We start from the raw sequence: 23,612 nt of genomic DNA, 5'->3' as shown, positions 1-23,612 counted from the left end.
TGTCGACCCAGAACATCAAGCCGTTGCGCGGCGCAGCGACAGCAGCCGCATGCCGTTGAACACCACCAGCAGGCTGGCCCCCATGTCGGCGAACACCGCCATCCACAGGGTCGCCACGCCGCTCAGGGCCAAGGCGAAGAACACCGCCTTGATGCCCAGCGCGAGGGTGATGTTCTGCTTGAGGATCGCGGCGGTGCGCCGGCTCAAGCGGATGAAATCGGCGATCTTGCGCGGGTCGTCGTCCATGATGGCGACATCGGCGGTTTCCAGCGCGGTGGCGGTGCCGGCCGCGCCCATGGCGAAGCCGATATTCGCACGGGCCAGCGCCGGCGCATCGTTCACGCCGTCGCCGACCATGCCGACGAAGCCGTAGCGCGCATGCAGTTCGGCAACGGCGGCCTGCTTGTCCTGCGGCAGCAGATTGCCGCGCGCATCCTTGATGCCGATCTCGACGGCAATCGCCCGTGCCGTGGCCGGGTTGTCGCCGGTCAGCATGACCGGTTCGACACCCAGCGTCTTCAAGGCCGCAATGGCCTGCGCGCTTTGCGGCCTCAAGGTGTCGGCGACGCCAAACACGGCCACCGGACCGGCCGCGTCGCACAGTACGATGGCGGTCTTGCCGGCACGCTCCAGCACGGCAAGCTGCGCCTCCAGCGTTGCGGAACAGACCGCGATCTCTTCGACCAGGCGGTGATTGCCAAGATGCCAAACCTGACCGGCGATGCTGCCCTTGACGCCACGCCCCTGGAGCACGCCGAAATCCTCGACGGGCATGACTGCGGCGCCCGGCTGCTGCGCGCGCCAACCGGCAACCAGCGCCTGGGCGACCGGGTGCGTGCTGGGGTCATCGAGGCTGGCGGCGATCCGCAGGGCTTGCGCGATGGGCATGTCGCCAAGCGGGATGGCGTCGGTCAGCGCAGGCTTGCCGCGGGTCAGGGTGCCGGTCTTGTCGAGCGCCACGGCTTTGAGCAGCCGGCCGCCTTCGAGATGCACCCCGCCCTTGATGAGGATGCCCCTCCGGGCCGCCGCCGCAAGACCGCTGACCACCGTGACTGGGGTCGACACCACCAAGGCGCAGGGGCAGGCGATGACCAGCATGACCAAGGCCTCGTACAGCCAGGAACTCCAGCCGCCACCGCTCAGCAGCGGGCCGAGGATGGCCACGGCGATGGCGAAGACCACAACCGCGGGGGTGTAGTAGCGCGCGAATTGATCGACGAAACGCTGGGTCGGCGCGCGCTGTGACTGCGCGCTCTGGATGGCCAGGGCGATGCGGGCCAAGGTGCTGTCACCGGCCGAGGCCGTGACGGTGGCTTCCACCACGCCATCGGCCACGATGCTGCCGGCATAGAGCAGGTCGCCCGCCTGCTTGTCCACGGGCAAGCTTTCGCCGGTGATCGGCGCCTGGTTCAGCGCCGCGCGACCGGACGCGACGCGTGCGTCCAGCGGCACTCGCGCGCCAGTGCGCACCCGGATGCGGCTGCCGACCGCCACCTCGGCCACCGGCTTGGTCTGCCAGGCCTCGCCGGCCTTGACCTCGGCGGTTTCCGGCGCGATGGCCGTGAGCGCCTTGATCGCGTTGCGGGCACGCTCCAGCGACAGCGCCTCGATCGCTTCGGCCACGGCGAACAGGAACACCACCATCGCCGCTTCGGGCCACTTGCCGAGCGCCACGGCGCCGGCCACGGCGATGGACATCAGGAAATGGATGTTGAGGGTCAGATTCCTGAGCGCGATCCAGCCCTTCTTGAGGGTGGGCAGGCCGGCGCTGAGGATGGACACGGCAGCAAGCGCCATCACCATCCACGAGGTCTCACGCCCGCTCGACCAGGCGATGACCTCGGCCGCGACGGCGGCGGCACCCGCCACGGCGAGCAGACCTTTTTGCCGCGGGCTCAAGGCCTGGGGAAGCACGGACACCGGCGCATTGGCTTCCAGCAAATTGGGTGCCATGCCCAGCTTGTCCAGCGCCACGGCAATCTCCTGGGGCTGCTCCAAGCGGTGATACACCGTGAGTTCCCGTTGCAGGAGGTTGAAGTCGAGTTGGACAACCCCGGGCATCCCCTCCAGCTTGTTGCGGATCAGGCGCTCCTCGGTCGGGCAGTCCATCTTGTCGATGCGGTAGCGAACCCGGCGGGTCCCTTCGGGCGCCGGATTGGTGTTGCACGCCCCCGTGAGGCAATCGGTCTGTGTCGCCGGGGCGCAGCAGGCATCGGCCGCCGCATGGACATGCGAATCAGGGTCGCCGCGTTGGCCATGATCGCGGTCGCAGGCGGGTCCATGGTCTTGCGCCTGGACGGGCAGGCGTAACGCTGTGCTGGTGGGGTCGTGCTGGCTCATGATGGCGGATCTCGGTGAACAGTGCGATCATTGAACAGCCTGTACCTGCTACAGGGTCAAGTGCCTTGCACGAGAGGGGAATGCATCATGCGAATCGGGGAATTGGCGCGGCGCGGCCACTGCGATGTGGAGACGGTGCGCTTTTACGAGCGCGAGGGCTTGCTGGACGCGCCCGCGCGCGAGGGCAACGGCTATCGCAACTACACCAGCGCCCACCTGGTGCAGCTCAACTTCATTCGCCACTGCCGCTCGCTGGGCATGGGATTGCCGGACGTGCGCGTGTTGCGCAGCTTTCAGGAGCATCCTGAATCGGCGTGCGACGACATCAACCATCTCATCGACCAGCAGATCGCGCGCATTCATCATCAGGTCGAATCGCTGCGCTTGCTGGAGCAGCAGTTGCACGCGCTGCGCGAAACCTGTCGTGTCAATCAGACCGCGAGCGACTGCGGCATCCTGCGCAACTTGGAACAGGCCAGTGTGGGAGGGGCCTGTCGTTGCCACGCACTGCGTAAAAACTAAAGCGGCGAACTAAGGTTGCCACCTGTTCGCGTTCACCTTAGCGCTCATCAACAAGGAAGTCCGATTTATCCGTATCCAAGGCTCCCTTACCCCGCGGAGTTTCGCCAGCAGATGATCGATCTGGCGCAGGCCGGTCAAGGCCGGAGCAGTTTGCTGGCGGATTCCGATACTCGGCACATATCTTTGCCAACCCGGCTGCGCAACCGGGCGAATCTGAGCTCATGGCGCATCGGCGTCGAACACCAGGCCATCGCTGCTGCGTGCCAGCCCCGTCTGCAACAAGGAATCCAGCATCTCGTTGAACACCGTGCGCGGTTCGACGTGCGGCCAGAAGCAGCACAAGGTGCGCGCGACGAAATCGGTCCCGGCGAACCACGTGAACAGCGCGCCCAGCGCGATGCCCGAACTTTGCTGCAGGAGATGGAACTTGAGCAGCACGCGCAGGCCGTGCCGGGCATGCCGTTCGGGCGCGGCTTCGAAGGCATCCAGACGCGCATGCGCGCGCGCCAGCGCAGCCGCGGCATCGGTGAACGGCGCGCCGTGACCGGGAATCACCAAGGCGGGGGCGAGCGCCTCGATCGTCCGCAGCGTGGCGCGGGTCAGCGCGAATCCGGGCTCGCCCACCATCTCCGGGAAAATCACGCCGAAACCCAGTTCCCACAAAGCATCGCCGCTGATGAGCAGGCGTTCGTCGGGCTGAAACAGCATCAGCGCGTGCGGATCGTGGCCGGCGGCGGCATGCGCCTGCCAGGGCATGCCGCCGAGCTCCAGCACATCGCCCGCGGACAGTTCGGCGGCGGCCGAAAAGCTGGCGGCCTGCTGGCCGCTGGAGCGAAAGCTCAGGGCATCCTCGTCCCAATTGTTGACCGCCTGCATTTCTCCGGCCGGGACGATGATGGCGCAGCGCTCGGTCCCCCCGTAGGCAGCCTGCAACGCGGCGTTGCCGCCACAATGATCGGAGTGCAAATGGGTGTTGACGATGCGCGCCAGATGCCGCCCGCCCGCCGCGTGCCGCACCAGCTCCACGGTTTGCGCGGCGTGCCGCACATAGCCGGTATCCACCACGCTGGCGGTACGCGCGTCGTCGAGGAACACGATGTTGTTGGCCGAGAGCCAGCCGCGCTCGAGCACGCGGATCGACGAAGGAAGCGATGACGGGAACATGGCCTTGCTCAGGTTGGGCGCATGGACGAAGGCCGCGTTGCGGGCACAGATTTGGGCCCATCCAGCCGAAGCGAATTAGCATAAGCCAAAGCGACCCGCGAGGTACCGGCATGGACAGACCTCCCTTGTTTTCCTCGGATATGCGCGCCACGTATGAGCGCCTGCACGCGGCCAGCCGCGCGCAACCTTATGCGGCCTGGGCCGTGCGCCGCGATCGCCTGCGGCGCCTGTCCGCCCTCATCCACGACAACGAGACGGCGCTGTGCGAGGCCATCTCCAGCGATTTCGGCCACCGCGCCGCGGCCGAAACCCAGATGCTCGACATCGTGCCCTCGCTCGAAGCCCTGCGCCATGCGCTGCGGCACGGCCGCGCCTGGATGCGGCCGCGCCGCGCCTCCACCTCCCTCTGGTTCCGGCCTGCGCGCGCCCGCGTGCTGCCCCAACCGCTCGGCCTGGTGGGCATCATCGTGCCGTGGAACTATCCCCTGTATCTGGCGGCCGGCCCACTGGCCTCGGCGTTCGCCGCTGGCAATCGGGCGATGGTCAAACTCTCCGAATTCAGTCCGGCCTTCGGGGCCTTGTTCGCCAGCCTGGTCAGCGGCAGATTCGACCCGGACGAGCTCGCGGTGTTCACCGGCGGAGCCGACGAGGCCGCGGCGTTCGGAGCGCTGCCCTTCGACCACCTGCTGTTCACCGGTTCCACTGCGGTGGGCAAGCGGGTGATGGCCGCGGCGAGCGCCAACCTTGTGCCGGTCACGCTGGAGCTCGGCGGCAAATCCCCCGTGGTGCTCGCCCCCGGGCAGGACTTGCGGCGCGCCGCCATGCGCATCGTCACCGGCAAGCTGGTGAACGCCGGACAGACCTGCGTCGCGCCGGACTACGTGCTGCTGCCCCGCGCCGAGATGGAGTCCTTCGCCGACGCCTGCGAGCAGGCCGCGCGGCAGCTCTACCCGCACGGCCTGCAAAGCCCGGACTACTGCAGCATCATCGATCTGCGCCACTACGGCCGCCTCGCCACTCTGCTGGCGCAGGCGCGCGCGGCGGGCGTGCGCGTGCGTCCGCTGTTCACGGGGCCGCAAAGCCAGGACCTGCAGCACCGCCTGGCGCCCGCCCTGTGCCTCGACCCGCCACACGACCTTGCGCTGATGCGGGAAGAAATCTTCGGTCCCTGGCTGCCGCTGGTGCCTTACGATAATCTCGACCAGGCCATCGCCCACGTCAACGCCGGGCCACGGCCACTGGCGTTGTACTGGTTCGACAACGATCGCAAACGCATGGCGCACGCACTGCGCGCCACGCATGCCGGCGGCGTGACGGTCAACGACATCCTGATGCACGTGGCCCAGGACGACCTCCCGTTCGGCGGCATCGGCCCTTCCGGCATGGGGCATTACCACGGACGCTGGGGGTTCGACACCTTCAGCAAACTCAAGCCCGTGCTGTACCAGCCGCGCCTGGCCGGCACGGCCCTGGTACGCCCGCCCTATGGCAAGACCTTCTCGCGCCTGATGGCGCTGATGAAGCGCCGGGCATGACGGCGCGCTGGCTGCGTCTGCTGCTTCTTGCGCAGGTCTCCTTGCTGGTGCTGCTCGGCGGCGCGCTGGCCTGGTCCGGACATCCCGGGGCCGGCCTGCTGCTGGCGGTGCTCGGCCTGCCGCTGGGCCATGGCCTGTTCACCGGCCTGCACATGGCGCTGCAGGCCGCTTGGTCTGCCCGCCATGGCGGGCCGGCCTGTCGCGGCTGGCCGCGCTGGCGCGCCTGGCTCTCGGAGTGGTGGCTGTCGCTGCGCGCCTTTGCCTGGCAACAGCCCTGGCGCGAACAAGCCTGCCCCGACCAACCGTTCGTGAGACAAGGACAAGGTGCGCGCAACCGGACGGGCGTCGTCCTGGTCCATGGCCATTTCTGCAACCGGGCGTTCTGGACGCCGCTGATGCGCAGCCTTGACGCACAAGGCACGCCCTTTGCCGCGGTGAATCTGGAGCCGCTACCCGGCGACATCTCCGCCTATGGCGCCATCATCGATTCGGCCGTCGAGCGTCTGCGCGCTGGCACGGGCTGCGCGCCGGTCCTGCTGGCGCACAGCATGGGAGGGCTGGCGGCACGCGCCTGGCTGGCGGCCGCGCCGGAAAACGCCGGGCGCGTGGCCGGGCTGATCACCATCGGCACACCGCACGCAGGCGCCTGGCTCGCACGGTTCGCCACCTCGATCAACGCCTCGCAGATGCGCCCTGGCAGCCCCTGGCTGCTTGCGCTGCAGGCCAGGGAGGCCGGTTTCGCGCAGCCGCCGCGCGGGTGTGTCGCCAGCGACTGCGACCAGCTTGTCTACCCCGAGGATGCGGCCTGGCTCGCAGGCGCCGAGCGCGTGCATGTGCGCGGCGCCGGACATATCGCCCTGGCCTTCCACCCCGTCACGCGGCAATGCCTGCAGCGGTTTCTCGACCACGCGGACGCTTGCTCAGGCCGTGCCGATGGCGTGGTCGCCTGAATCGGCCATCGGCGCGAGAATCGTCTCGCCAGGCAGCACGGCGCCCGGAGCGATGTCGGGCATCGCGGCGGCGGCGGCATACAGCGGCGCGAAATCGGTCGCCGTGGCCGCGAACAACTGCGCGAAGCTGTCGATCACGCTGTAGATGGGCTGATAGTCGTCGATGCGATAGCGGCTGCGCATGACGCGCAGCGGGTCGAACGGTACGCGGCGGGCCCGCGAGCTGTGCAGGCTGTGCCCGATCTCGCCTCCGGATGACAGGATGCCGGCGCCGTAGATGCGCAAACCCCGCGCGGTGCGCATCAGGCCGAACTCCACCGTGTACCAATAGAACCTGGCCAGGTACTGCGTGGCATGCAGGCCTTCGGCCTTCAGTCCGCTGATGCCGAAGGCCTGCATGGCGTCGGCGAATGACGGCTCGAACAGCAAGGGAACATGGCCGAACAGGTCGTGGAACAGGTCCGGTTCGACGATGTAGTCGAACTCCTGCGGTTTGCGCAGCCACACCGTCACCGGAAAGCGCCGCGCCGCCAGCAGGCGGAAAAACGCGTTCTCGGGGATCAATCCCGGAACCGCGGCAATCTCCCAGCCCGTGGCCCGCCGCAAGCTGGTGTTGATGTCCTCGAAGCGCGGGATGCCCCGCTGCGCCCGGAGATGGGTCAGCGCATGGGTGAACTCGTCACATGCCCGGCCGGGGAGCAGCGCCATTTGCCGCGCATACAGGCGCGCGAACAGGGCATGTTCGTCGCGCGTGTAGGCCTGCCAATTCTGCGTGCAGGTGTAGTCGGCCTGCGCCGCGGCGTAGTCCCCGCGCGGGACGATGCCGGCCTCCCCGTAAGTGACCGGCACGGCGGGCGGCGCTGACGCGGAAACTGCGGCCGAGGCCATCGCTGTCTCCTCCGGGCTCAGGCCGCGCTGTGCGCCAGGACACCACGGCGCATCTGGTCGAGTTCGATGCTTTCGAATAGAGCCTTGAAGTTACCTTCGCCGAAGCCCTGGTCGCCCTTGCGCTGGATGATTTCGAAAAAGATCGGTCCGATCACGGTCTGGGTGAAGATCTGCAGCAGCAGGCGCTTGCCGCCGGCCGCGTCCGTCGCGCCGTCCAGCAGGATGCGGTTTTGCCGCAGCCGGACCAGATCTTCGCCGTGACCAGGAAGGCGCTGGTCGAGAAGTTCGTAATAAGTATCCGGCGTGTCGAGGAAACCCACGCCGGCGCGGCGCAGACGCTCGACCGTGGCATGGATGTCGTCCGTGGCCAGCGCGATGTGCTGAATGCCCTCGCCGTGGTAGAGGTCGAGATATTCCTGGATCTGGCCAGCCTTCTCCTGCCCCTCCTCGTTGATGGGGATGCGGATCTTGCCGCAGGGACTGGTCATGGCCTTGGATTTCACGCCGGTGACCTGGCCCTCGATGTCGAAATAACGGATCTCGCGAAAATTGAACAGCCGGGTGTAGAACTCCGCCCACTCGCCCATGCGTCCGCGGTGCACGTTGTGGGTGAGATGGTCGATCTCGGTCAAGCCCGCGCCGGCATGCTCGGCGTCCGTCCCGTCCAAAGGTTCGAAATCGACGTCGTAGATGGAGATATCACCGATGCTGCCGCGCCGGCCGTTCTTGCCGCGCCAGCGATCGACGAAGTAGATGAGGCTGTCCCCGATGCCCTTGATGGCCGGGATATTCAGTTCCATCGGACCGCTGCGCGCGTCGAAGCCCCAGGCGCCGAGATCGAGGGCGCGCTTGTACGCCGCCGCCGCGTCGTCCACGCGAAAGGCGATGGCGCAGATGCTGGGTCCGTGCAGGCGGGCGAAGCGCTGCGCGAACGAATCGGGCTCGGCATTGACAAGAAAGTTGATCCCGCCTTGGCGCCACAGCGTGACATCCTTGTGGCGATGCCTGGCCACGGCGCGAAAACCCAGTTGTGCGAACAAGGCACCCAGCTTCTCCGGCTCGGGGGCTGCGTACTCGACGAACTCGAAGCCGTCGGTCCCCATCGGGTTGCCTGCAGTCGCAGTGCGCATGCGAATCTCCGTCCTGGTCTGATATGCCGCTCACTCTAGGCCGGAATTTGCGCATTTTTTCGTTTTTATTGGCGCAATCAAGCCGGCAATGCGCATAATTAACGCGTAAAAATCAACTTCAAAGCGGAAATCATGCAAGACCAGGCCGCCCCCACCCCGGATCGAATCGACCGCCGCCTGCTCGCCTTGCTGCAGCAGGACGCGCGGCTGACCCAGGAACAGCTCGCCGAACAGGTGGGTCTGTCGGCCTCCGCCGTGCAGCGCAGAGTGCGAAGGCTGGAGCAGATGGGCATCATCCAAGGCTACCGCGCGGTCTTGAACCCGCGCGCGCTGGGCCTTGAGCTGAGCACCTTGCTGAGCGTGCGTCTGGAAAAGCACCGTGCCGGCAGCCAGCGCTCACCGCTGGAGTCGTTTCGGGCCGCCGTGCAGACCTGGCCCGAGGTCGTCGAATGCCTGGCACTAACGGGCGAGATGGACTACATGCTGCGCGTGCACGTGCAAGACATGGACCACTACGCCCATTTCGTGCTGGAAACCCTGCTCAAGCACGAAAGCGTGGAGGATGTGAAATCCAGCTTTGTGCTGGCCCAGATCAAACCCTACACCGGGATTGCCGTATGACGGACAACTCAGGCCATTTGGGGACGGTGCAGACCGAGCTTGATGGCAAAGTCGAGTTGCCCGGTGGCGTTTTCCACCCATTCGTCCAGGTGGCTGAAGACGCCGCGTTGCGGCACCTTGAGGCAGGCCTCGGTCTCGCTCCCCGCGACATGCACCTCCATGCCGGCACGGCGCGCGATCCGCATCATGGCGGCGTTTTGCGTCAGGCACTGCATGGTGAGCATCTCGATGCCGCGGTTGCGCGCGAACATCGCTGCCCGCCGGAACAAGCGCGTGCCGATGCCCTTGCCCCTGCCGCTCTCCAGCACGGACACTCCGAACTCGGCCTGGCAAGCCTGCTCGGGCTGGCATGACAGCGCGATATGCGCGGCGGCGATGAGTTCGAGCTTGCGGTTGAAAACGCCGAAGACTTCGTCGCGCAGGAAATCGATGCGGGTGACGTAGGCTTCGATCTGCACGTCGCTCGCCGCATAGCCGAACCGCAGGTAGCGGTCCTCGTCGCCCAAAGCCAGAAAATGCGCCAGCAACTCGGGAGTATGCTCGGCGCCGATCGCGCGAATCGGAACCAGCGGCGGGCCGGGCTGATTGAAGTAAGGCAGCACTTGCGCCTCGTCATCCGAGGACTGCGCGGCCTTGGGCAAGAATGCGTCTTGCGAAGTCATGGAATTTGATCCCTGAGGAATGACGCCGAGAAAATTGTTGCGTCGCAACAAATATAGGCTGAATTCGCCCGATTGCAAGCCCTGGGGTTATCCAGCCCCGCCGGGACGCCTCTACGGCTCTATTCCCTAGGCCTGGGTTCCAGGCTAGAATTCAGAGTTCCGGTTTTTTCGGCCGCCGGAAAAGCAGTCCGCGATTGTTGCCGCACGGCCCTATTCATGGCCTCTCGTTTCATGACCACGCGTCGCCCCGCCCTCCCCGGGGCTGCTGCGTGTGGTGCATGCAATGCCGCGAAACTGCCCGGGGAGAGCCTGCCGCAGCACCAGAGCAGGAAAGGCCACAACTCATCTTGTGAACCAGCATCCATGAAAACCTTCAGCGCCAAACCGGCCGAAGTGACGCATGAATGGTTTGTGATTGACGCGACGGACAAAGTCCTCGGCCGTGTCGCCAGCGAAGTGGCACGACGCCTTCGCGGCAAGCACAAACCCATTTACACGCCTCACGTCGATACCGGCGACTTCATCATCGTGGTCAATTCCGCCAAGTTGCGCGTCACTGGCAACAAGGCCGAAGACAAGATTTACTACCGGCATACCGGCTACCCCGGCGGCATTTACGCCACGCGTTTCAAGGACATGCAGGCCAAGCATCCCGGCCGCGCCCTGCAACTCGCGGTCAAGGGCATGCTGCCCAAGGGCCCACTGGGCTATGCCATGATCAAAAAACTCAAGGTCTACGCCGGCGCGGAGCATCCGCACAGCGCGCAGCAGCCCAAGAGCCTGGACCTTTAAGGAGTTGCCATGATCGGAGATTGGAATTACGGCACCGGCCGCCGCAAGAGTTCTGTGGCCCGCGTGTTCATGAAAAAGGGTAGCGGCAACATCACCGTCAACGGCTTGGCCCTGAACGAGTATTTCGGGCGTCAGACCTCCATCATGGTGGTCAAGCAACCCCTGGTGCTGACGCAGAACGAAGCGCTGTTCGACATCAAGGTCAATGTGCGCGGCGGCGGCGAGTCCGGCCAGGCCGGCGCCGTGCGCCACGGCATCACCCGTGCCCTGATCGACTATGACGCGGGACTCAAGTCCGCCTTGTCGAACGCCGGTTTCGTCACCCGCGACGCCCGCGAAGTCGAGCGCAAGAAGGTCGGCCTGCACGGTGCACGCCGTCGCAAGCAGTTCTCCAAACGTTAAGCGTCACCCCCGTGTTTACCGCGCTCGGCCCAATCGGCCCTGCGGCAAAAAAGGCCCGTCCACAAGACGGGCCTTTTTCATGTCCGCGCTGGCCGCGTAGGCGCGCCACGTCACAACAACCTCGAATGCGCATTACCATCCCCATCCTCGAACTTGCGAAGGTGGTGCAATGAGCGCGGTGCGGATTGGAATCGTCGGCGGCACGGGATACACGGGTGTGGAGCTTTTGCGCCTGCTCGTGCGCCACCCGCATGCCGACCTGCGCGCCATCACCTCGCGCAAAGAAGCCGGCATGCAGGTCGCCGAGATGTTCCCCAGCCTGCGCGGCCACACCGATCTTCGCTTTTCCACGCCCGACGAGGCTCCACTGGCCGACTGCGATGTGGTGTTCTTCGCCACGCCGCACGGCGTGGCCATGAACCAGGCCCGCACGCTGCTGGCGGCCGGGGTGCGCATCATTGATCTGGCGGCGGATTTCCGCCTGCGCGACACGGCGACGTTCGAGCGCTGGTACGGCATGCCCCATGCCTGCCCCGACCTGCTCGCCGAGGCGGTGTATGGCCTGCCGGAGTTCAATCGCCAGGCCATCCGCAAGGCGCGCATCGTCGGCAACCCCGGCTGCTATCCCACCACGGTTCAGATCGGATTCGCGCCACTGCTGCGCACGGCGGGACTGGTGGACCGCAGCCACCTCATCGCCAACTGCGCGTCGGGTGTGTCGGGCGCCGGGCGCAAGGCCGAGTTGGGCTATCTGTTCGCCGAGGCGGCGGACAACTTCAAGGCCTATGGCGTCAAGGGCCATCGCCACGGCCCGGAAATCAACCAGGAGTTGCGCCGCATCGCCGGCCTGAGCGACGACGATGCGGCGCTGAGCTGCCTGTTCGTTCCGCATCTGGTTCCCATGATCCGCGGCATGCACAGCACGCTGTATGCGCGCCTCACGGCCGAAGGTCAAGAGGCCGATCTGCAGGCCATGTACGCGAGCGCCTATGCGGGAGAGCCCTTCGTCGATGTACTCCCCGCCGGCAGCGCGCCGGAAACCCGCAGCGTGCGCGGCGCGAACGTGCTGCGGCTGGCCGTGCATAAGCCCACGCCCGACACCGCCATGATTCTGGTGGTGCAGGACAACCTGACCAAGGGCGCGTCCGGGCAGGCCGTGCAAAACATGAACATCATGTTCGGCCTGCCGGAGACGGCGGGACTCGACCTGCCGGCGCTGCTGCCCTAAAGCCCGCCTGTCTTTCCCACACCCACTAGGGCTGTTTCCCTTGCGGCCTAGAATTCAGCCTATCTTTAGGAGAATGCCATGAGCGCAGCCATGCAAGACACCACCGCTTCCACGGCCGAAATGCCCGGCCCGCTGCTGTTCACCGACAGCGCCGCGGCCAAGGTCAAGGAATTGATCGACGAAGAGGGCAACGCCGAACTCAAACTGCGCGTCTTCGTGCAGGGCGGCGGCTGCTCCGGCTTCCAGTATGGCTTCACCTTCGACGAGGCCGTGAACGAGGATGACATGCAAATGGTGAAGAACGGCGTCACCTTGCTGATCGACGCGATGAGCCTGCAGTACCTGGCCGGCGCCGAAATCGACTACAAGGAAGGCCTCGAAGGCGCCCAGTTCGTCATCAAGAACCCCAATGCCACGACCACCTGCGGCTGCGGTTCTTCCTTTTCGACCTGATCGCCCGCAGCACCGGCATGCATGGGCCGCCCGATGGGCGGCTTTTTCGCTTTCTGGGCCGATCGCGCCGCCTCAGGCCGGATAAATCGCTCCCAGCACTCTGGGCCCCGCCGCGCCCGTGACGGTGGGCAGATTGCCCGGCAATCCGGCCAAGGCTCGTGCGGCCAACCAGGCGAAAGCCGCCGCCTCGACCTGCTGCGGCGGGAGTCCGCGGGCACTGGAATCAACCACCTCGACACCGGGCAGCGCTTGGCGCAGACGGCGCATCACATCGGCATTGCTGGCGCCGCCGCCGCACACCACCAGACTTTGCGCCGCGGGAAGATGACGGCGCAGATCTCGCGCCACGCTCTGCGCGGTCAGCTCCGCGAGCGTGGCCTGGACATCGCGGGGCGCCAAGCCGGGATGCGCGGCCAAGAAACCTTGCAGCCAGGGAAGATGGAAATAGTCCCGTCCGGTGCTTTTGGGGGGCGGGCTGGCGAAATACGGGTCGGCCAGCAAAGTCCGCAGCAGAGCCGGCTGCACCGTCCCGCCGCTGGCCCAGGCCCCGGCGGCGTCGAATGCGGCGCCCAGATGCCGCTGTGCCCAGACATCGAGCAGGACGTTGGCGGGACCGCAATCGAAGCCCAGCGTCGCGCCATCGGCGTCCATCAAGCTGAGATTGGCGATTCCCCCGAGGTTGAGCACGGCAAGCGCCTCGCCCGCTTGGCCGAACACGGCGCGGTGGAAGGCGGGGACCAGCGGCGCCCCCTGGCCGCCCGCGGCGATATCGCGGCTGCGAAAATCCGCAACCACGGTCATGCCGCAACGCTCGACGAGCAAGGCCGGAGCCTGAATCTGCACGGTATAGCCGCAGTCTGGCCGGTGGCGCACAGTCTGGCCATGGGCGCCAATGGCGCGTACCTGGGCCGCGGACACTCCGGCGCCTTGCAACAGGTCGGACACCACATCGGCGTACACCGCGGCAAGGCCGATGGCAGCCATCTGGGCACGGTGGATCTCGTCGGCGCCGGCCTGGTTAAGCGCGGCCAACTCGTCCCTGAGTTCAGCCGGGAATGGGCGATGCGCATGCTGCAGCACACGAATGCCCACGGCAGCGGCTTCGTCGGCGAGGCGCAGCAGTACCCCGTCCACGCCGTCGAGCGAAGTCCCCGACATCAGGCCGATATACAAACCGGACTCGGCCATGCACGCGGCTTTGACGCCTGCCTCAGTCCGCCTGCGTGGTCGGCGCCGCACTCGCCAGGCGCGCAGGAGAACCCGAGGCCTGGGCGAGTTGGGTGCTCAGCACCGCCGTAGCGGCCATGAAACTGGCACGCTCGCCTGCCGGCAAGGCGTGACTGGGCGGGACGTACTGCGCCATCTTCAAGGGATTCACCACCTTGCCGCGCACATGGAATTCGAAGTGCAGGTGCGGTCCGGTGGACCAGCCCGTATTGCCGGATTTGGCGATGCGTTGGCCCGCAGTCACCTGCTGGCCAGGACGCACCTCGATTGAGCTGAGATGCGCGTACACCGTCTCGAAGCCGCCGGGATGGCCGATCTTCACCACGTTGCCATAGCCCGTCTCCTGTCCCGCCTTGATCACGCGGCCGTCGGCCACGCTGCGCACCGGCGTGCCGATGGCCGCCTGGAAATCCACGCCTTCATGCAGTTGGGTACGCTTGACCACGGGGTCGAAACGCATGCCGAAAGGCGAGGTGACCTTGCCGTAAGGCAGGGGCGAGGCTAGAAAAACACGGTTCAGGCTATTGCCTTGGGGGGTGTAATAGGCGCCGAGCTTCGCATCGCCGCGCGGCGCGAACCACAATGCCTGCAGCGGGTTGCCGCGGTTGACGATCTCGGCCGCCAGCACGCGCCCGGCACGCACCGGGCGCCCGTCCACCGTGATCATTTCGTAGACCACGGCGAAGCGGTCGCCGCGCCGCAGGTCGCGTTGAATATTGATGCGGTCCGCAAAAATGCGTGCCAGCTGGTTCGTCACGGATCCGGGCATGCCTGCGCTCCGGGCCGCACTGCCCAGGGTTCCCCGGACCTCGCCCGCGGCGATACGGGTTTGCGTGCGCAAAGCCAGCGGGGTGAACGATTTGGACCACCCCACCCCCGAAGACGTCAAGGTCAGTTGCTTCCATTCCGGCTCGCCACCCGCGCCGCCGCCCTGCAGCGCCGCAGCGCGCACGGCCACATGGCCCTGAAGCTTGCGCAGATGGCCCGTACTGTCGACCTCGGCCGAGATGTCGGTTCCCGCATCCGCACCCACCAGGCTGCGTATCTGCCCATCGCGGCTCAGTTGCCGCAGAGTGACTGGATCGGTCACGCCGAGGCGCTTGAGCATTGATTGCACCGTGTCGCCGCGGCTGGTCTGCGTCGTGCGGTACAGCACAACGGGCTGATCATCCAGGGCCTGCGCCTGCGCGGCCGCATCCGTCTGCAGCGCGATGCTCAGCGTGACCCGCGGACTCAACGCCGGGTCGGGCGTTCCGGGTGCGATGGCGTAGGCGGCAATGCCGCTGCTCATCAGCGCAAAGCCCACCGCCACGGCCACGCGCTTCGGATGCGCACGCAGCACTTGGCGCGCGGCATCGCCAGCAGTCAGCAACTCGCGCCGTGCGGCGGCCCAGCGCAACCGCTGGGTCGCGAAAAAACTGGAGCGGCTCGGCATGGCTCAGCCCCTGCTGGGCATTGTCGAGCGAGGCTCTTGGCTAGCACTGGCCATCTCGGCGCCAGGAACCAGGGCCAGCAACTGCGCGGACGTCGCCGTCTGTGCGATGAATTCGCTGCGCAATGCGGCCGGAACCGAGGTGCCCTTGGGCGAGTAATGCGCGAGATCCAGCGGGTTGACCGGCGTGCCGTTGACAAAGAACTGGAAGTACAGGTGCGGCCCGGTGGACCAGCCGGTGTTGCCCGACAGCGCCACGACTTCGCCCTGCTTCACCTGCTCGCCGACATGGACCTCGAACTTGCTCAGATGCGAATAGATCGTGGCGAAACCACCGGGATGCACGACCTTCACGTACTTGCCATAGCCCGTTCCCCAGCCGGCATAGACCACGCGGCCGTCGGCAATCGTGCGCACCGGCGTGCCGACCGGGATCGCCCAATCGACCCCCTTATGGAACTCGGGCTTGTGAAAAATGGGGCTGATGCGCCAGCCATAGCCCGAGGTCAGCCGGTCATAGGGCAAGGGCGAGAGCAGAAAGGCTCGGGCCAGGCTGCTCCCACTCGGACTGTAGTAGCCGGCCGCCTGGGCATGACCGCGCGGGTCGAACCAAACGGCCGAATGCGTGGTGCCGCGGTTGGTGAACTGCGCCGAGAGTATGCGCCCCACGCGCAAGACTTGCCCATTGGCCTCATAAACACGGTAGACCACGGCAAAGCGATCCCCGGGGCGAAGATCGCGGCGGAAATTGACCACGCCAGCGAACAGGTTGACCAACTGCGTGGTCACGGTGTCGGGCATGCCTGCGGCATCCGCCGCAGCGAACAGGGTGGAGTGCACGACCCCGCTCACCATGCGCAGCTGCGCCTGCGCGGTTTCGCGGGAAATGGTCCTGGCGAAGCCACCGCCAGGCTGGGCACGAAGCGTCAGCAAGCGCCATTCGACCGCCGCTTGCGGCTTCGCGTCGGGCCGTCCCTTGGCCGATTCGGTCTGGCTCAGTCCCGCATCCTTGCCATGGGAAGCGGACGCCATCCCCGTTTGCGGCAGACGCGCTTGCAATTCCACCAGTTCGCCCAGGCTGTTGACTCGGGCTGTGACCACATGGCCAGGGCTGCGAAGCAGGCCATGAAGATCGGCGTCCTTGGACAACAGGCGCAGTTGCTGGGGATCCGTGATCTGAAGCCGCCGCAGCAAGGTATCCACGGAATCTGCGGCCCGCACATGCGCCGTGGTGTAGACCAGCTGGGGCTGGTCGTCCAGTGCCCGAGCCTGCGGCGCGAGGTCCATCGACACCGGAATGTCGAGCGTGGTGGTGGCCGGAAGCTGGGGTTGCGGGCCGTACTCGGCGAGGCCGAAAGCCGTGGCACTTGTGAGGAGCAGAACGGCACCGACAGATGCCGCGACGCGACCCGGATGGCGTTCGACAGACGCGCGCAGCGTGACGGTGCTGGCATGCAGCCGGGTCGAGGTTTTCACAAAAAAATTCATGCGCACTCCTGACTAGTCGAGTGGCGGAACAACCGGCCGGAACTTGCCAGCCAGGGCGAAATTTGAGGAGCCCGCCACGTCGACACGATGCCGAGCATGTCCGGCATCTGTCGGTGGCCACCCATCCCCGCGACACGCTGCGGGGATGGCGACCCTGGGCGGCTCCAATACACTGCAAGGCCTGCGCGGTGATGCGGACGGTCACGAAGGCCGGGCTGCAGGCCGCAACCGGATTTTGGCTGCAGAGCGGCGCCGAGTTTAACAGCCCCTTTGCGCGAAAAAACCCAAAAACTCATGGTTGATTCCACTGTTCACAATCCTGACGTCCTGCTTGCAAACATGTCCATGCCTTCAGCCAACGCAGCAGCCCTGAACCCCGAGACCATTCATGCCGTGCAGCACGCACTGGCCATCACCAAGCGCGGCTGCTCCGAACTGCTGGTGGAGGCCGACTGGGTCTCCAAACTCGTGCGCAGCGCTACGACGGGCAAACCGCTGCGCATCAAGCTCGGACTCGACCCCACGGCGCCCGACATTCACCTGGGCCACACCGTGGTGCTGAATAAGCTTCGGCAGTTGCAAGATCTGGGCCATACCGTCATTTTCCTGATCGGCGATTTCACGTCCCGCATCGGCGATCCCTCCGGGCGCAACGCCACCCGCCCGCCGCTGACCCTCGAGCAGATCAGGGCCAACGCCGAGACTTACTACGCCCAGGCCAGCCTCGTGCTCGACCCCGAGCGCACCGAGATTCGCTACAACTCCGAGTGGAGCGAGCCGCTGGGCGCCGACGGCATGATCCGCCTGGCCGCCAAGTACACCCTGGCGCGGCTGCTGGAACGCGATGACTTCACCCAGCGTTTCAAGTCCGGGGTTCCCATCGCCATGCACGAACTGCTGTACCCGCTGATGCAGGGCTACGACTCCGTGGCGCTGCACAGCGACCTGGAACTCGGCGGAACCGACCAGAAGTTCAACCTGCTGGTCGGACGCGAACTGCAGAAGGAGTATGGGCAGGAACCGCAGTGCATCCTGACCATGCCCTTGCTCGAAGGCCTGGACGGCGTGGAGAAGATGTCCAAGTCCAAGGGCAACTACATCGGCATTCAGGAGGCGCCCGCCAGCATGTACGCCAAGCTGCTGTCGATCAGCGATACCCTGATGTGGCGCTATTTCGAGCTGTTGTCGTTCCGCCCGCTGGCCGAAATCGCCGCGCTCAGGACCGAGGTGGAAGCCGGGCGCAACCCCAAGGATGCCAAGGTTCTGCTGGCGCGCGAGATCGTCACCCGCTTCCATTGCGCCGCGGACGCCGACGCGGCGCAGAGCGATTTCGAACTGCGTGCGCGCGGCGGCGTACCTGACGACATCCCGGAGGTCGCGCTCGACCTGCCGCAAGGCGGGCTGGCGTTGCCCGCCGCCCTCAAGCAGGCGGGCCTCGTGCCCTCCACGGCCGAAGCGCTGCGCATGATCGAGCAACGCGGCGTACGCGTGGATGGCGCCGTGGTGGAAGACCGCACGCTCAGGCTTCAAGCGGGAGCCGTGGTGCTGCAGGTGGGCAAGCGCAAGTTTGCGCGCGTGACCCTCGCATAAAAGCCGCGGCCCGCGTGGCTCATTCCTCTGCGCATGGCCGCTTTCACGCTGCGCGCCTGATGGGTCGTCACAGCCCCGTTTTCGTGAACCCGTTCACGTTTTCGGCGCGAAAACATGCACCATGCCTGACAATTCTCGGCTGCTGAAGGCAATTTTTGGCAGCCGGGAGACGAAAGTTGTCGGCTTCCGGACGACCATGGCCTGCTGCGCAAACCGGGAGGCGTTCCGCGCCTGAAACGGCTACATGCGCTTGACCAGGCGAATCAGGAACAGTAGTACGACCGCGCCGATCGTCGCGACGATCAGACTCGGCACGATGCCGCCGCCCGGAAACAAGCCGAGCATGCGAAACAGGAAACCGCCGACGAAAGCCCCGACGACGCCGACGATGATGTCGCCCAGCAGGCCGAAACCGCCGCCCTTGGTGATGACGCCGGCCAACCAACCGGCAATGGCGCCAATGATGAGAAACCCGATCAAAGCCATGCTTGGTCCTCCAGATTGTGCTCAATGCCCGCACCGGGAGAAATCGCCCGGTGCAGCCCTAAGGGTAACGGCTTCGCAGTCTCATAGCATCATCACGCCGGTCGGCTGGCTCAGCACGCGTTCGGCCAATCGGGCATAGAGCGCCGCCCCCAGCGGAAGCACGGCGTCGTTGAAGTCGTAGCGCGGGGTATGCAGGAAGCAGCCGCCCTCGCTGCCCTGCCCCAGGCGCAGATAGGCCCCTGGCTTGGCCTGCAGCATGAAGGCGAAATCCTCGGCGCCCATGCTGGGCGGCAGGTTGCGGACCACGGAACCATCGCCCACCAGTTCCGCGGCGACCTCGGCCGCGTAATGCGCCGCCTGCGGCGTGTTGATGGTGGCCGGATAGATGCGCTCGTACTCCAGTTCGGCGGTTGCGCCGAAGGCCTGAGCCACCGATTGCACGATGTGGTTGAGGCGCTTTTCCACCAGGGCCTGCACCTCGGCGCGGAAAGTGCGCACCGTGCCGACCAGGGTGACATGGCGCGGAATGACGCTCATCGCCGCCAGATCACCGCCCTGCAGGGCGCAGATGCTCACCACCGCCTCGTCCAGCGGATTGACGTTGCGCGCGACGATGCTCTGCACGGCGGTGATGATGTGCGCCGAGACGAGCACCGGATCGACCGTCAGGTAGGGATGCGCGCCATGCCCCCCTTCGCCCGTGACCTTGATGGTGATGCGGTCCGCCGCGGCCATCATCGGCCCCGGCGCCAGCCCGATGCGGCCAGCCGGCAGCTGCGGCCAGTTGTGCATGCTGAAGATCCAGTCCGCGGGGAAACGCGCGAACAGGCCATCGTCCATCATGGCCTTGGCCCCGCCCAGGCCCTCCTCGCCGGGCTGGAAGATGCAATACACGGTCCCAGCGAACTGCCGCGTCGTCGCGAGATAGCGCGCCGCTCCCAGCAGCATCGTGGTGTGGCCATCGTGGCCGCAGGCGTGCATCACGCCGTTACGGCTGGAACGCCAGGGATATTCGCTGTCTTCCTGAATCGGCAGGGCGTCCATGTCGGCGCGCAGGCCCACGGCGCGCACGCAAGGCTCGGCGGCGGCCCCTGCAGGAACATCCGGACAGGGTTTCGCCTCCAGGCGGCCCCGGATCACGCCGACCACGCCGGTGCGGCCGATGCCGGTGTGAACCTCATCCACGCCATAGCGGCTGAGTTCGGTCGCCACGAATTGCGCCGTGCGGCGTTCCTCGAAACCGAGTTCGGGATGGGTGTGCAGGTCACGCCGGATGCGGGTGAGCTCGGCGTGGTAATGGCTGATGTGCTGGATGGGGCCGGTGAGATTCCACATGACGCGTAAAAAAAGGGCCGGTACTCGACCGGCTCCTTTCATTGAAGCACTGCGCCCGCCTCACCGCAAACCCCTCCCGCTCACAGCTGCATCGGCGCAACAGGTTTGCCGCGTGAATAACGCGAAGTGGATCACTTCTTCCCGTATTGCGCCACCAGATAGGCGATGATGGTTTTCTGGTCTTCCTCCTTGATCGGAGCGCCCATGACCTTGACCATTTTGTTCATTGCCGCCGTCCATCCCTTTTCATCGAGGAATGGCGAGTTCATCTGGATGTAGTCCAGGCTATGGCACATCACGCAATTGGCGGCCACGAGATCCTTCCCGGCGCCGTTGGCGAGTTGCACGCGCGATTCGTCGGCCACGGCCGCGCCAAGGAAAATCAGCGTCAGGCCGGCGGTGGCAATCATGTGTCGGAGTTTCATCGCTTTCATCCTCAGGCAATGTGCAGATCGACCTTCTGCACCACGTTGTGGTTGTAGCCGGCTGGGTTCCAGATCAGACTGAAAGTCTGGGTGTTGCCGGCCGCGTTGGTGGCGCGCGCCATCACGCTGGCGGCTCCCCTCTTGCGCGGGGTGTAGGGATAACTGAACTGGCGCCAGGAGTACTTGCCCAAATCTTTTTCGAGCTTGGCATCGCGCCAGCTGCGACCGCCGTCTTCCGACACCTCCACCAGCACGATGCCGCGGCCGTCGTCCCATGCGATGCCCTTGAGCACATGCGTGCGCCCGCTGGCCAGCTTCGCCCCGGGCTGGATGTTGGTGAACATGGAATTCACCACGATGCTGGTGATCGGGGTGTTGGTGCCGCCCGGGGCTTCCTGCGAGACGAAACGGTCGATGGCGGGGAATTTGCCCAGCGGCACGCGGTAAGCCGGGTTCATCCAGAACCCGCTCCATGGCTTGGAGATGATGTTGATTTCGTCAATCATCTTGGTCCAGTAGGTCGCGGTCCAACCCGGCACCACCAGGCGCAAGGGATAGCCGTTGTGCACCGGCAGGGGCTGGCCGTTCATCTCCCAGGCCAGGATGGTGTTGTCGTCCAACGCCTTCCAGACCGGCAGGCTCTTGATGAAGTCCGGCGTCTTGTCCAGCGACCCCTTGTCCGCGCCGTTCAAGGACACTTCGATGGCCTCCTTCTTCACGCCGGCCTTGGCCAGGACGTCCTTCAGGCGCACTCCCTTCCAGCGGGCATTGCCCATGGCGCCGTAACTCCATTCCACGCCCGGCACATGGGGTTCGAAAAAACCGCGCCGGTTGCCCGAACAGAGACAGAGCGCAACCAACTCGACCTGTTCGAACTGCGTTTTCAAATCCTGCATGGAAAACTCAGCCGGCGTATCCGCAGCATCGCCGCCAATTTTGAGCTTCCAGTTTTTTTCATCCGGCGCCTGAGGAATGTCGGCCAGGTGCCAGCGCACGAAAAAGGCGTCGTTGGGTGTCAGGGCCTCGTTGAAATACTCCACCGGAGTCTCATAATTGGTGGGCCGATAGGTGCGCTTGATCAGGGGTTTCTTGCCGGGCAGGGCGTGTAAAACGGATTCGGCCACGTCGCCGCTTGGCAGCGTCGGTGTCGGGATGTCAAACAGGCCGGCAGCCTGGGCCCAGGCTGGCAGCGTCAGGCCAGCGCCCGCCGCACCGGCCGCCTTGAGAAAATCTCGGCGTTGTTTCATAGTTTTCCTCGGGGTTTATTGATCACGGTGATTGAGGCCATCAGCAGAAAATACAAACCGGAGTATGTTGAAATAATTCCGGGATATTTAGTTACTGACTGTCGAATCTTGAAACAGTTGGTCAGATCTTTCATCCGGCATATCCCTGATAGCGGACCCCTGCCTGACGTGTCGGCCGGGTTTCGCCGCGCCATCGTCCGCATGGATCAGGGTGCAGCGCCAAGACGCGCCAATCCGGGATCCGTCTGCCAAGCGGTACCGCGGCATCCTGCCGGCCATGCTTTCTATGATGACGTCTTTGCCCAGACACGAATCCCCGATGCAACCTCCGCCCAAGCCCCACCCTGCGGACGACCTGGCCTCGCGCAGCGTGCAAGCCGTCTGGCACCCTTGCACCCAGATGAAACGCCACGAGACCGCACCGCCACTGGAAATCGTGCGCGGCGAAGGCGTGTGGCTGGTCGACGCGCAAGGCCGGCGCATTCTCGACGCCATCAGCTCCTGGTGGGTGAACCTGTTCGGCCACAACCAGCCCGCCATCAAAGCGGCCATCGCGGCGCAGATGGACCGCGTCGAACATGTCATGCTGGCCGGGTTGACGCATGCGCCGGTGGTCGAGTTGTCGGAGCGGCTGCGCGCGCGCACCGGCCTGGGCCATGCGCACTATGCCAGCGATGGCTCGAGTGCCACCGAGATTGCGCTGAAAATGAGCGCCCACTACTGGCGCAACGCCGGCCAGCCGCAAAAAAACCGCTTCATCGGCCTGGCCGGCGGCTACCACGGCGAAACCGTGGGCGCGCTCTCCGTCACCGACATCCCGCTGTTCCGCGCCAGCTATGCCCCGCTGGTACGACTATCGGCCACGGTGCCGGCGCCGGACCCGCGCTTCGCGCCCGCCGGCATGGACGAAGCCGCCTGGGTGGCGCACTGCGCGGCGGAACTCGAACGCCATCTGCAAGACCATGCCGACCACACCGCCGCCCTCATCGTCGAGCCGCTGGTGCAATGCGCCAGCGGCTTCGCCTTCCACCCGCCCGCCTATCTGGCCCAGGTGCGCGCGCTGTGCACGCGGTACGGCGTGCATCTGGTGGCCGACGAGATCGCCGTCGGCATGGGCCGTACCGGCACCCTGCTGGCCTGCGAGCACGCCGGCGTGCAGCCCGACTTCCTCTGCCTGAGCAAGGGGCTCACCGGCGGCTACCTGCCGCTGTCCGTCGTGCTCACCACCGACGCCGTGTACCAGGCGTTCTACGACGACGACGTCGCGCGCGGCTTCCTGCATTCGCATTCCTACACCGGCAACCCGCTGGCCTGCAGCGCGGCACTCGCCACGCTGGACCTGCTCGACGACGCCCAACTCGCCGCCAACCGCGAACTGGGCGCACGGCTCGATGCGCTGTTCGCGCCGCTGCACGCGCATCCCCGGCTGCGCCACGGCCGCCGCCTCGGCACCATCTGGGCCTGGGACGTGGCCGACGCCCCGGCCGATTTCTCCCGTCGTTTCGCTGCCGAGGCGCTGGCGCGCGGCGCGCTGCTGCGCCCGATCGGCAGCACCCTGTACTTCATGCCGCCCTACGTCATCGACACGGCCGCCGCCGCCCGGCTGCGCGACGCCGCGCTGGACGCGCTGCACGCCGTGCTGGGCGCCGCCGCCTCATCCACGCCCGCAACGCAGCCCGCGCTGCCCTGAGTTCC

Annotated in this window: 22 protein-coding genes; 10 read left to right on the top strand and 12 right to left on the bottom strand. The window is 66.0% G+C overall.

Annotated elements, in window-relative coordinates:
• Nucleotides 1–15 precede the first annotated feature (15 nt).
• A complete protein-coding gene (locus THIARS_RS05035) occupies nucleotides 16–2,340 on the bottom strand; it encodes a heavy metal translocating P-type ATPase (protein WP_094159744.1) in 2,325 nt (774 codons plus the stop codon).
• Between the two features lie 87 nt (nucleotides 2,341–2,427).
• On the opposite strand from THIARS_RS05035, the gene THIARS_RS05030 reads away from it, so the two are divergent.
• Entirely contained in the window at nucleotides 2,428–2,862 is a 435-nt protein-coding gene (locus THIARS_RS05030) for a Cd(II)/Pb(II)-responsive transcriptional regulator (RefSeq protein WP_094159743.1), read from the top strand.
• Nucleotides 2,863–3,081: 219 nt separating this feature from the next.
• On the opposite strand, the gene THIARS_RS05025 is transcribed toward THIARS_RS05030, so the two are convergent.
• Nucleotides 3,082–4,026: an MBL fold metallo-hydrolase gene (locus tag THIARS_RS05025; RefSeq protein ID WP_094159742.1), complete on the bottom strand. Its 945-nt coding sequence runs from the start codon at nucleotides 4,024–4,026 to the stop codon at nucleotides 3,082–3,084.
• Nucleotides 4,027–4,136: 110 nt separating this feature from the next.
• On the opposite strand from THIARS_RS05025, the gene THIARS_RS05020 reads away from it, so the two are divergent.
• Both THIARS_RS05020 and THIARS_RS05015 read left to right on the top strand, forming a co-directional pair.
• Nucleotides 4,137–5,561, top strand: coding sequence for a coniferyl aldehyde dehydrogenase (locus THIARS_RS05020; RefSeq protein WP_094159741.1), 1,425 nt, complete (start codon nucleotides 4,137–4,139; stop codon nucleotides 5,559–5,561).
• Nucleotides 5,558–6,511 (top strand): esterase/lipase family protein, encoded by a 954-nt coding sequence (locus THIARS_RS05015; RefSeq protein WP_094159740.1) that lies wholly within the window; start codon nucleotides 5,558–5,560, stop codon nucleotides 6,509–6,511. Before THIARS_RS05020 ends, THIARS_RS05015 begins: the two co-directional genes overlap by 4 nt.
• Here the strand turns inward: THIARS_RS05015 and phhA are convergent.
• Entirely contained in the window at nucleotides 6,482–7,399 is a 918-nt protein-coding gene (gene phhA / locus THIARS_RS05010) for a phenylalanine 4-monooxygenase (protein WP_094159739.1), read from the bottom strand. The two genes, THIARS_RS05015 and phhA, sit on opposite strands and share 30 nt — an antisense overlap.
• Nucleotides 7,400–7,416: 17 nt before the next feature.
• Entirely contained in the window at nucleotides 7,417–8,529 is a 1,113-nt protein-coding gene (hppD, locus tag THIARS_RS05005; protein WP_094159738.1) for a 4-hydroxyphenylpyruvate dioxygenase, read from the bottom strand.
• A gap of 132 nt (nucleotides 8,530–8,661) precedes the next feature.
• On the opposite strand from hppD, the gene THIARS_RS05000 reads away from it, so the two are divergent.
• The gene (locus THIARS_RS05000) at nucleotides 8,662–9,150 is read left to right on the top strand and encodes an Lrp/AsnC family transcriptional regulator (protein WP_094159737.1); all 489 of its coding nucleotides are present in this window, start codon (nucleotides 8,662–8,664) and stop codon (nucleotides 9,148–9,150) included.
• Nucleotides 9,151–9,158: 8 nt separating this feature from the next.
• Here the strand turns inward: THIARS_RS05000 and THIARS_RS04995 are convergent, their stop codons facing one another.
• Nucleotides 9,159–9,812: a GNAT family N-acetyltransferase gene (locus tag THIARS_RS04995; protein ID WP_094159736.1), complete on the bottom strand. Its 654-nt coding sequence runs from the start codon at nucleotides 9,810–9,812 to the stop codon at nucleotides 9,159–9,161.
• 363 nt (nucleotides 9,813–10,175) lie between these two features.
• Between THIARS_RS04995 and rplM the strand changes: the two genes are divergently transcribed.
• From rplM to erpA, 4 genes are all read left to right on the top strand, one after another.
• Entirely contained in the window at nucleotides 10,176–10,604 is a 429-nt protein-coding gene (rplM, locus tag THIARS_RS04990; protein ID WP_094159735.1) for a 50S ribosomal protein L13, read from the top strand.
• A 9-nt stretch (nucleotides 10,605–10,613) separates the two neighbouring features.
• Nucleotides 10,614–11,006 (top strand): 30S ribosomal protein S9, encoded by a 393-nt coding sequence (rpsI, locus tag THIARS_RS04985; RefSeq protein WP_094159734.1) that lies wholly within the window; start codon nucleotides 10,614–10,616, stop codon nucleotides 11,004–11,006.
• Between the two features lie 169 nt (nucleotides 11,007–11,175).
• Nucleotides 11,176–12,234, top strand: a complete 1,059-nt coding sequence (gene argC, locus THIARS_RS04980) for an N-acetyl-gamma-glutamyl-phosphate reductase (RefSeq protein ID WP_094159733.1) — start codon at nucleotides 11,176–11,178, stop codon at nucleotides 12,232–12,234.
• Nucleotides 12,235–12,312: 78 nt separating this feature from the next.
• The gene (gene erpA / locus THIARS_RS04975) at nucleotides 12,313–12,687 is read left to right on the top strand and encodes an iron-sulfur cluster insertion protein ErpA (protein WP_094159732.1); all 375 of its coding nucleotides are present in this window, start codon (nucleotides 12,313–12,315) and stop codon (nucleotides 12,685–12,687) included.
• A 72-nt stretch (nucleotides 12,688–12,759) separates the two neighbouring features.
• Here erpA and THIARS_RS04970 read toward each other — a convergent pair whose 3' ends face one another.
• The 3 genes from THIARS_RS04970 to THIARS_RS04960 are packed head-to-tail and all read right to left on the bottom strand — an operon-like array spanning nucleotide 12,760 to nucleotide 16,834.
• Nucleotides 12,760–13,875 carry an anhydro-N-acetylmuramic acid kinase gene (locus tag THIARS_RS04970; RefSeq protein ID WP_094159731.1) on the bottom strand — a complete coding sequence of 372 codons (1,116 nt, stop codon included), beginning with the start codon at nucleotides 13,873–13,875 and terminating at the stop codon, nucleotides 12,760–12,762.
• Between the two features lie 22 nt (nucleotides 13,876–13,897).
• Nucleotides 13,898–15,349, bottom strand: coding sequence for a M23 family metallopeptidase (locus THIARS_RS04965; RefSeq protein WP_094159730.1), 1,452 nt, complete (start codon nucleotides 15,347–15,349; stop codon nucleotides 13,898–13,900).
• A gap of 3 nt (nucleotides 15,350–15,352) precedes the next feature.
• On the bottom strand, nucleotides 15,353–16,834 hold the full coding sequence (locus THIARS_RS04960; RefSeq protein WP_094159729.1) for a M23 family metallopeptidase: 1,482 nt from the start codon (nucleotides 16,832–16,834) through the stop codon (nucleotides 15,353–15,355).
• A gap of 345 nt (nucleotides 16,835–17,179) precedes the next feature.
• Here THIARS_RS04960 and tyrS point away from each other — a divergent pair, with 345 nt between their 5' ends.
• On the top strand, nucleotides 17,180–18,424 hold the full coding sequence (tyrS, locus tag THIARS_RS04955) for a tyrosine--tRNA ligase (protein ID WP_425444225.1): 1,245 nt from the start codon (nucleotides 17,180–17,182) through the stop codon (nucleotides 18,422–18,424).
• A gap of 240 nt (nucleotides 18,425–18,664) precedes the next feature.
• On the opposite strand, the gene THIARS_RS04950 is transcribed toward tyrS, so the two are convergent.
• The 4 genes from THIARS_RS04950 to THIARS_RS04935 form a co-directional block, all read right to left on the bottom strand.
• Complete coding sequence (locus tag THIARS_RS04950) at nucleotides 18,665–18,910, bottom strand: GlsB/YeaQ/YmgE family stress response membrane protein (protein ID WP_094159727.1); 246 nt, start codon at nucleotides 18,908–18,910, stop codon at nucleotides 18,665–18,667.
• A gap of 81 nt (nucleotides 18,911–18,991) precedes the next feature.
• A complete protein-coding gene (locus THIARS_RS04945) occupies nucleotides 18,992–20,245 on the bottom strand; it encodes a M20 aminoacylase family protein (protein WP_094159726.1) in 1,254 nt (417 codons plus the stop codon).
• 131 nt (nucleotides 20,246–20,376) lie between these two features.
• The gene (locus THIARS_RS04940; protein WP_245845541.1) at nucleotides 20,377–20,670 is read right to left on the bottom strand and encodes a cytochrome c; all 294 of its coding nucleotides are present in this window, start codon (nucleotides 20,668–20,670) and stop codon (nucleotides 20,377–20,379) included.
• Nucleotides 20,671–20,681: 11 nt separating this feature from the next.
• The gene (locus THIARS_RS04935) at nucleotides 20,682–21,917 is read right to left on the bottom strand and encodes a molybdopterin-dependent oxidoreductase (RefSeq protein ID WP_094159724.1); all 1,236 of its coding nucleotides are present in this window, start codon (nucleotides 21,915–21,917) and stop codon (nucleotides 20,682–20,684) included.
• Nucleotides 21,918–22,236: 319 nt separating this feature from the next.
• Between THIARS_RS04935 and bioA the strand changes: the two genes are divergently transcribed.
• Nucleotides 22,237–23,607, top strand: a complete 1,371-nt coding sequence (gene bioA, locus THIARS_RS04930) for an adenosylmethionine--8-amino-7-oxononanoate transaminase (protein WP_094159723.1) — start codon at nucleotides 22,237–22,239, stop codon at nucleotides 23,605–23,607.
• Nucleotides 23,608–23,612: the final 5 nt, after the last annotated feature.

It is taken from the genome of Thiomonas delicata (assembly GCF_900088825.1).
GTDB classification, from domain to species: Bacteria; Pseudomonadota; Gammaproteobacteria; order Burkholderiales; family Burkholderiaceae_C; genus Thiomonas_A; species Thiomonas_A delicata.
Note: the sequence above shows the minus strand (reverse complement) of the source record. Positions and strands in the feature narration are given on the sequence as shown.

Coding starts and splice junctions, on each gene's coding strand:
- THIARS_RS04935 (WP_094159724.1), bottom strand. CDS start 21,917: ATGAAACAACGCCGAGATTTTCTCAAGGCGGCCGGTGCGGCGGGCGCT.
- THIARS_RS05000 (WP_094159737.1), top strand. CDS start 8,662: ATGCAAGACCAGGCCGCCCCCACCCCGGATCGAATCGACCGCCGCCTG.
- THIARS_RS04950 (WP_094159727.1), bottom strand. CDS start 18,910: ATGGCTTTGATCGGGTTTCTCATCATTGGCGCCATTGCCGGTTGGTTG.
- THIARS_RS04940 (WP_245845541.1), bottom strand. CDS start 20,670: ATGAAACTCCGACACATGATTGCCACCGCCGGCCTGACGCTGATTTTC.
- erpA (WP_094159732.1), top strand. CDS start 12,313: ATGAGCGCAGCCATGCAAGACACCACCGCTTCCACGGCCGAAATGCCC.
- THIARS_RS04965 (WP_094159730.1), bottom strand. CDS start 15,349: ATGCCGAGCCGCTCCAGTTTTTTCGCGACCCAGCGGTTGCGCTGGGCC.
- THIARS_RS05020 (WP_094159741.1), top strand. CDS start 4,137: ATGGACAGACCTCCCTTGTTTTCCTCGGATATGCGCGCCACGTATGAG.
- bioA (WP_094159723.1), top strand. CDS start 22,237: ATGCAACCTCCGCCCAAGCCCCACCCTGCGGACGACCTGGCCTCGCGC.
- THIARS_RS05035 (WP_094159744.1), bottom strand. CDS start 2,340: ATGAGCCAGCACGACCCCACCAGCACAGCGTTACGCCTGCCCGTCCAG.
- THIARS_RS04945 (WP_094159726.1), bottom strand. CDS start 20,245: ATGTGGAATCTCACCGGCCCCATCCAGCACATCAGCCATTACCACGCC.
- hppD (WP_094159738.1), bottom strand. CDS start 8,529: ATGCGCACTGCGACTGCAGGCAACCCGATGGGGACCGACGGCTTCGAG.
- THIARS_RS04960 (WP_094159729.1), bottom strand. CDS start 16,834: ATGAATTTTTTTGTGAAAACCTCGACCCGGCTGCATGCCAGCACCGTC.
- argC (WP_094159733.1), top strand. CDS start 11,176: ATGAGCGCGGTGCGGATTGGAATCGTCGGCGGCACGGGATACACGGGT.
- tyrS (WP_425444225.1), top strand. CDS start 17,180: ATGCCTTCAGCCAACGCAGCAGCCCTGAACCCCGAGACCATTCATGCC.
- phhA (WP_094159739.1), bottom strand. CDS start 7,399: ATGGCCTCGGCCGCAGTTTCCGCGTCAGCGCCGCCCGCCGTGCCGGTC.
- THIARS_RS04995 (WP_094159736.1), bottom strand. CDS start 9,812: ATGACTTCGCAAGACGCATTCTTGCCCAAGGCCGCGCAGTCCTCGGAT.
- rplM (WP_094159735.1), top strand. CDS start 10,176: ATGAAAACCTTCAGCGCCAAACCGGCCGAAGTGACGCATGAATGGTTT.
- THIARS_RS05025 (WP_094159742.1), bottom strand. CDS start 4,026: ATGTTCCCGTCATCGCTTCCTTCGTCGATCCGCGTGCTCGAGCGCGGC.
- THIARS_RS05015 (WP_094159740.1), top strand. CDS start 5,558: ATGACGGCGCGCTGGCTGCGTCTGCTGCTTCTTGCGCAGGTCTCCTTG.
- rpsI (WP_094159734.1), top strand. CDS start 10,614: ATGATCGGAGATTGGAATTACGGCACCGGCCGCCGCAAGAGTTCTGTG.
- THIARS_RS05030 (WP_094159743.1), top strand. CDS start 2,428: ATGCGAATCGGGGAATTGGCGCGGCGCGGCCACTGCGATGTGGAGACG.
- THIARS_RS04970 (WP_094159731.1), bottom strand. CDS start 13,875: ATGGCCGAGTCCGGTTTGTATATCGGCCTGATGTCGGGGACTTCGCTC.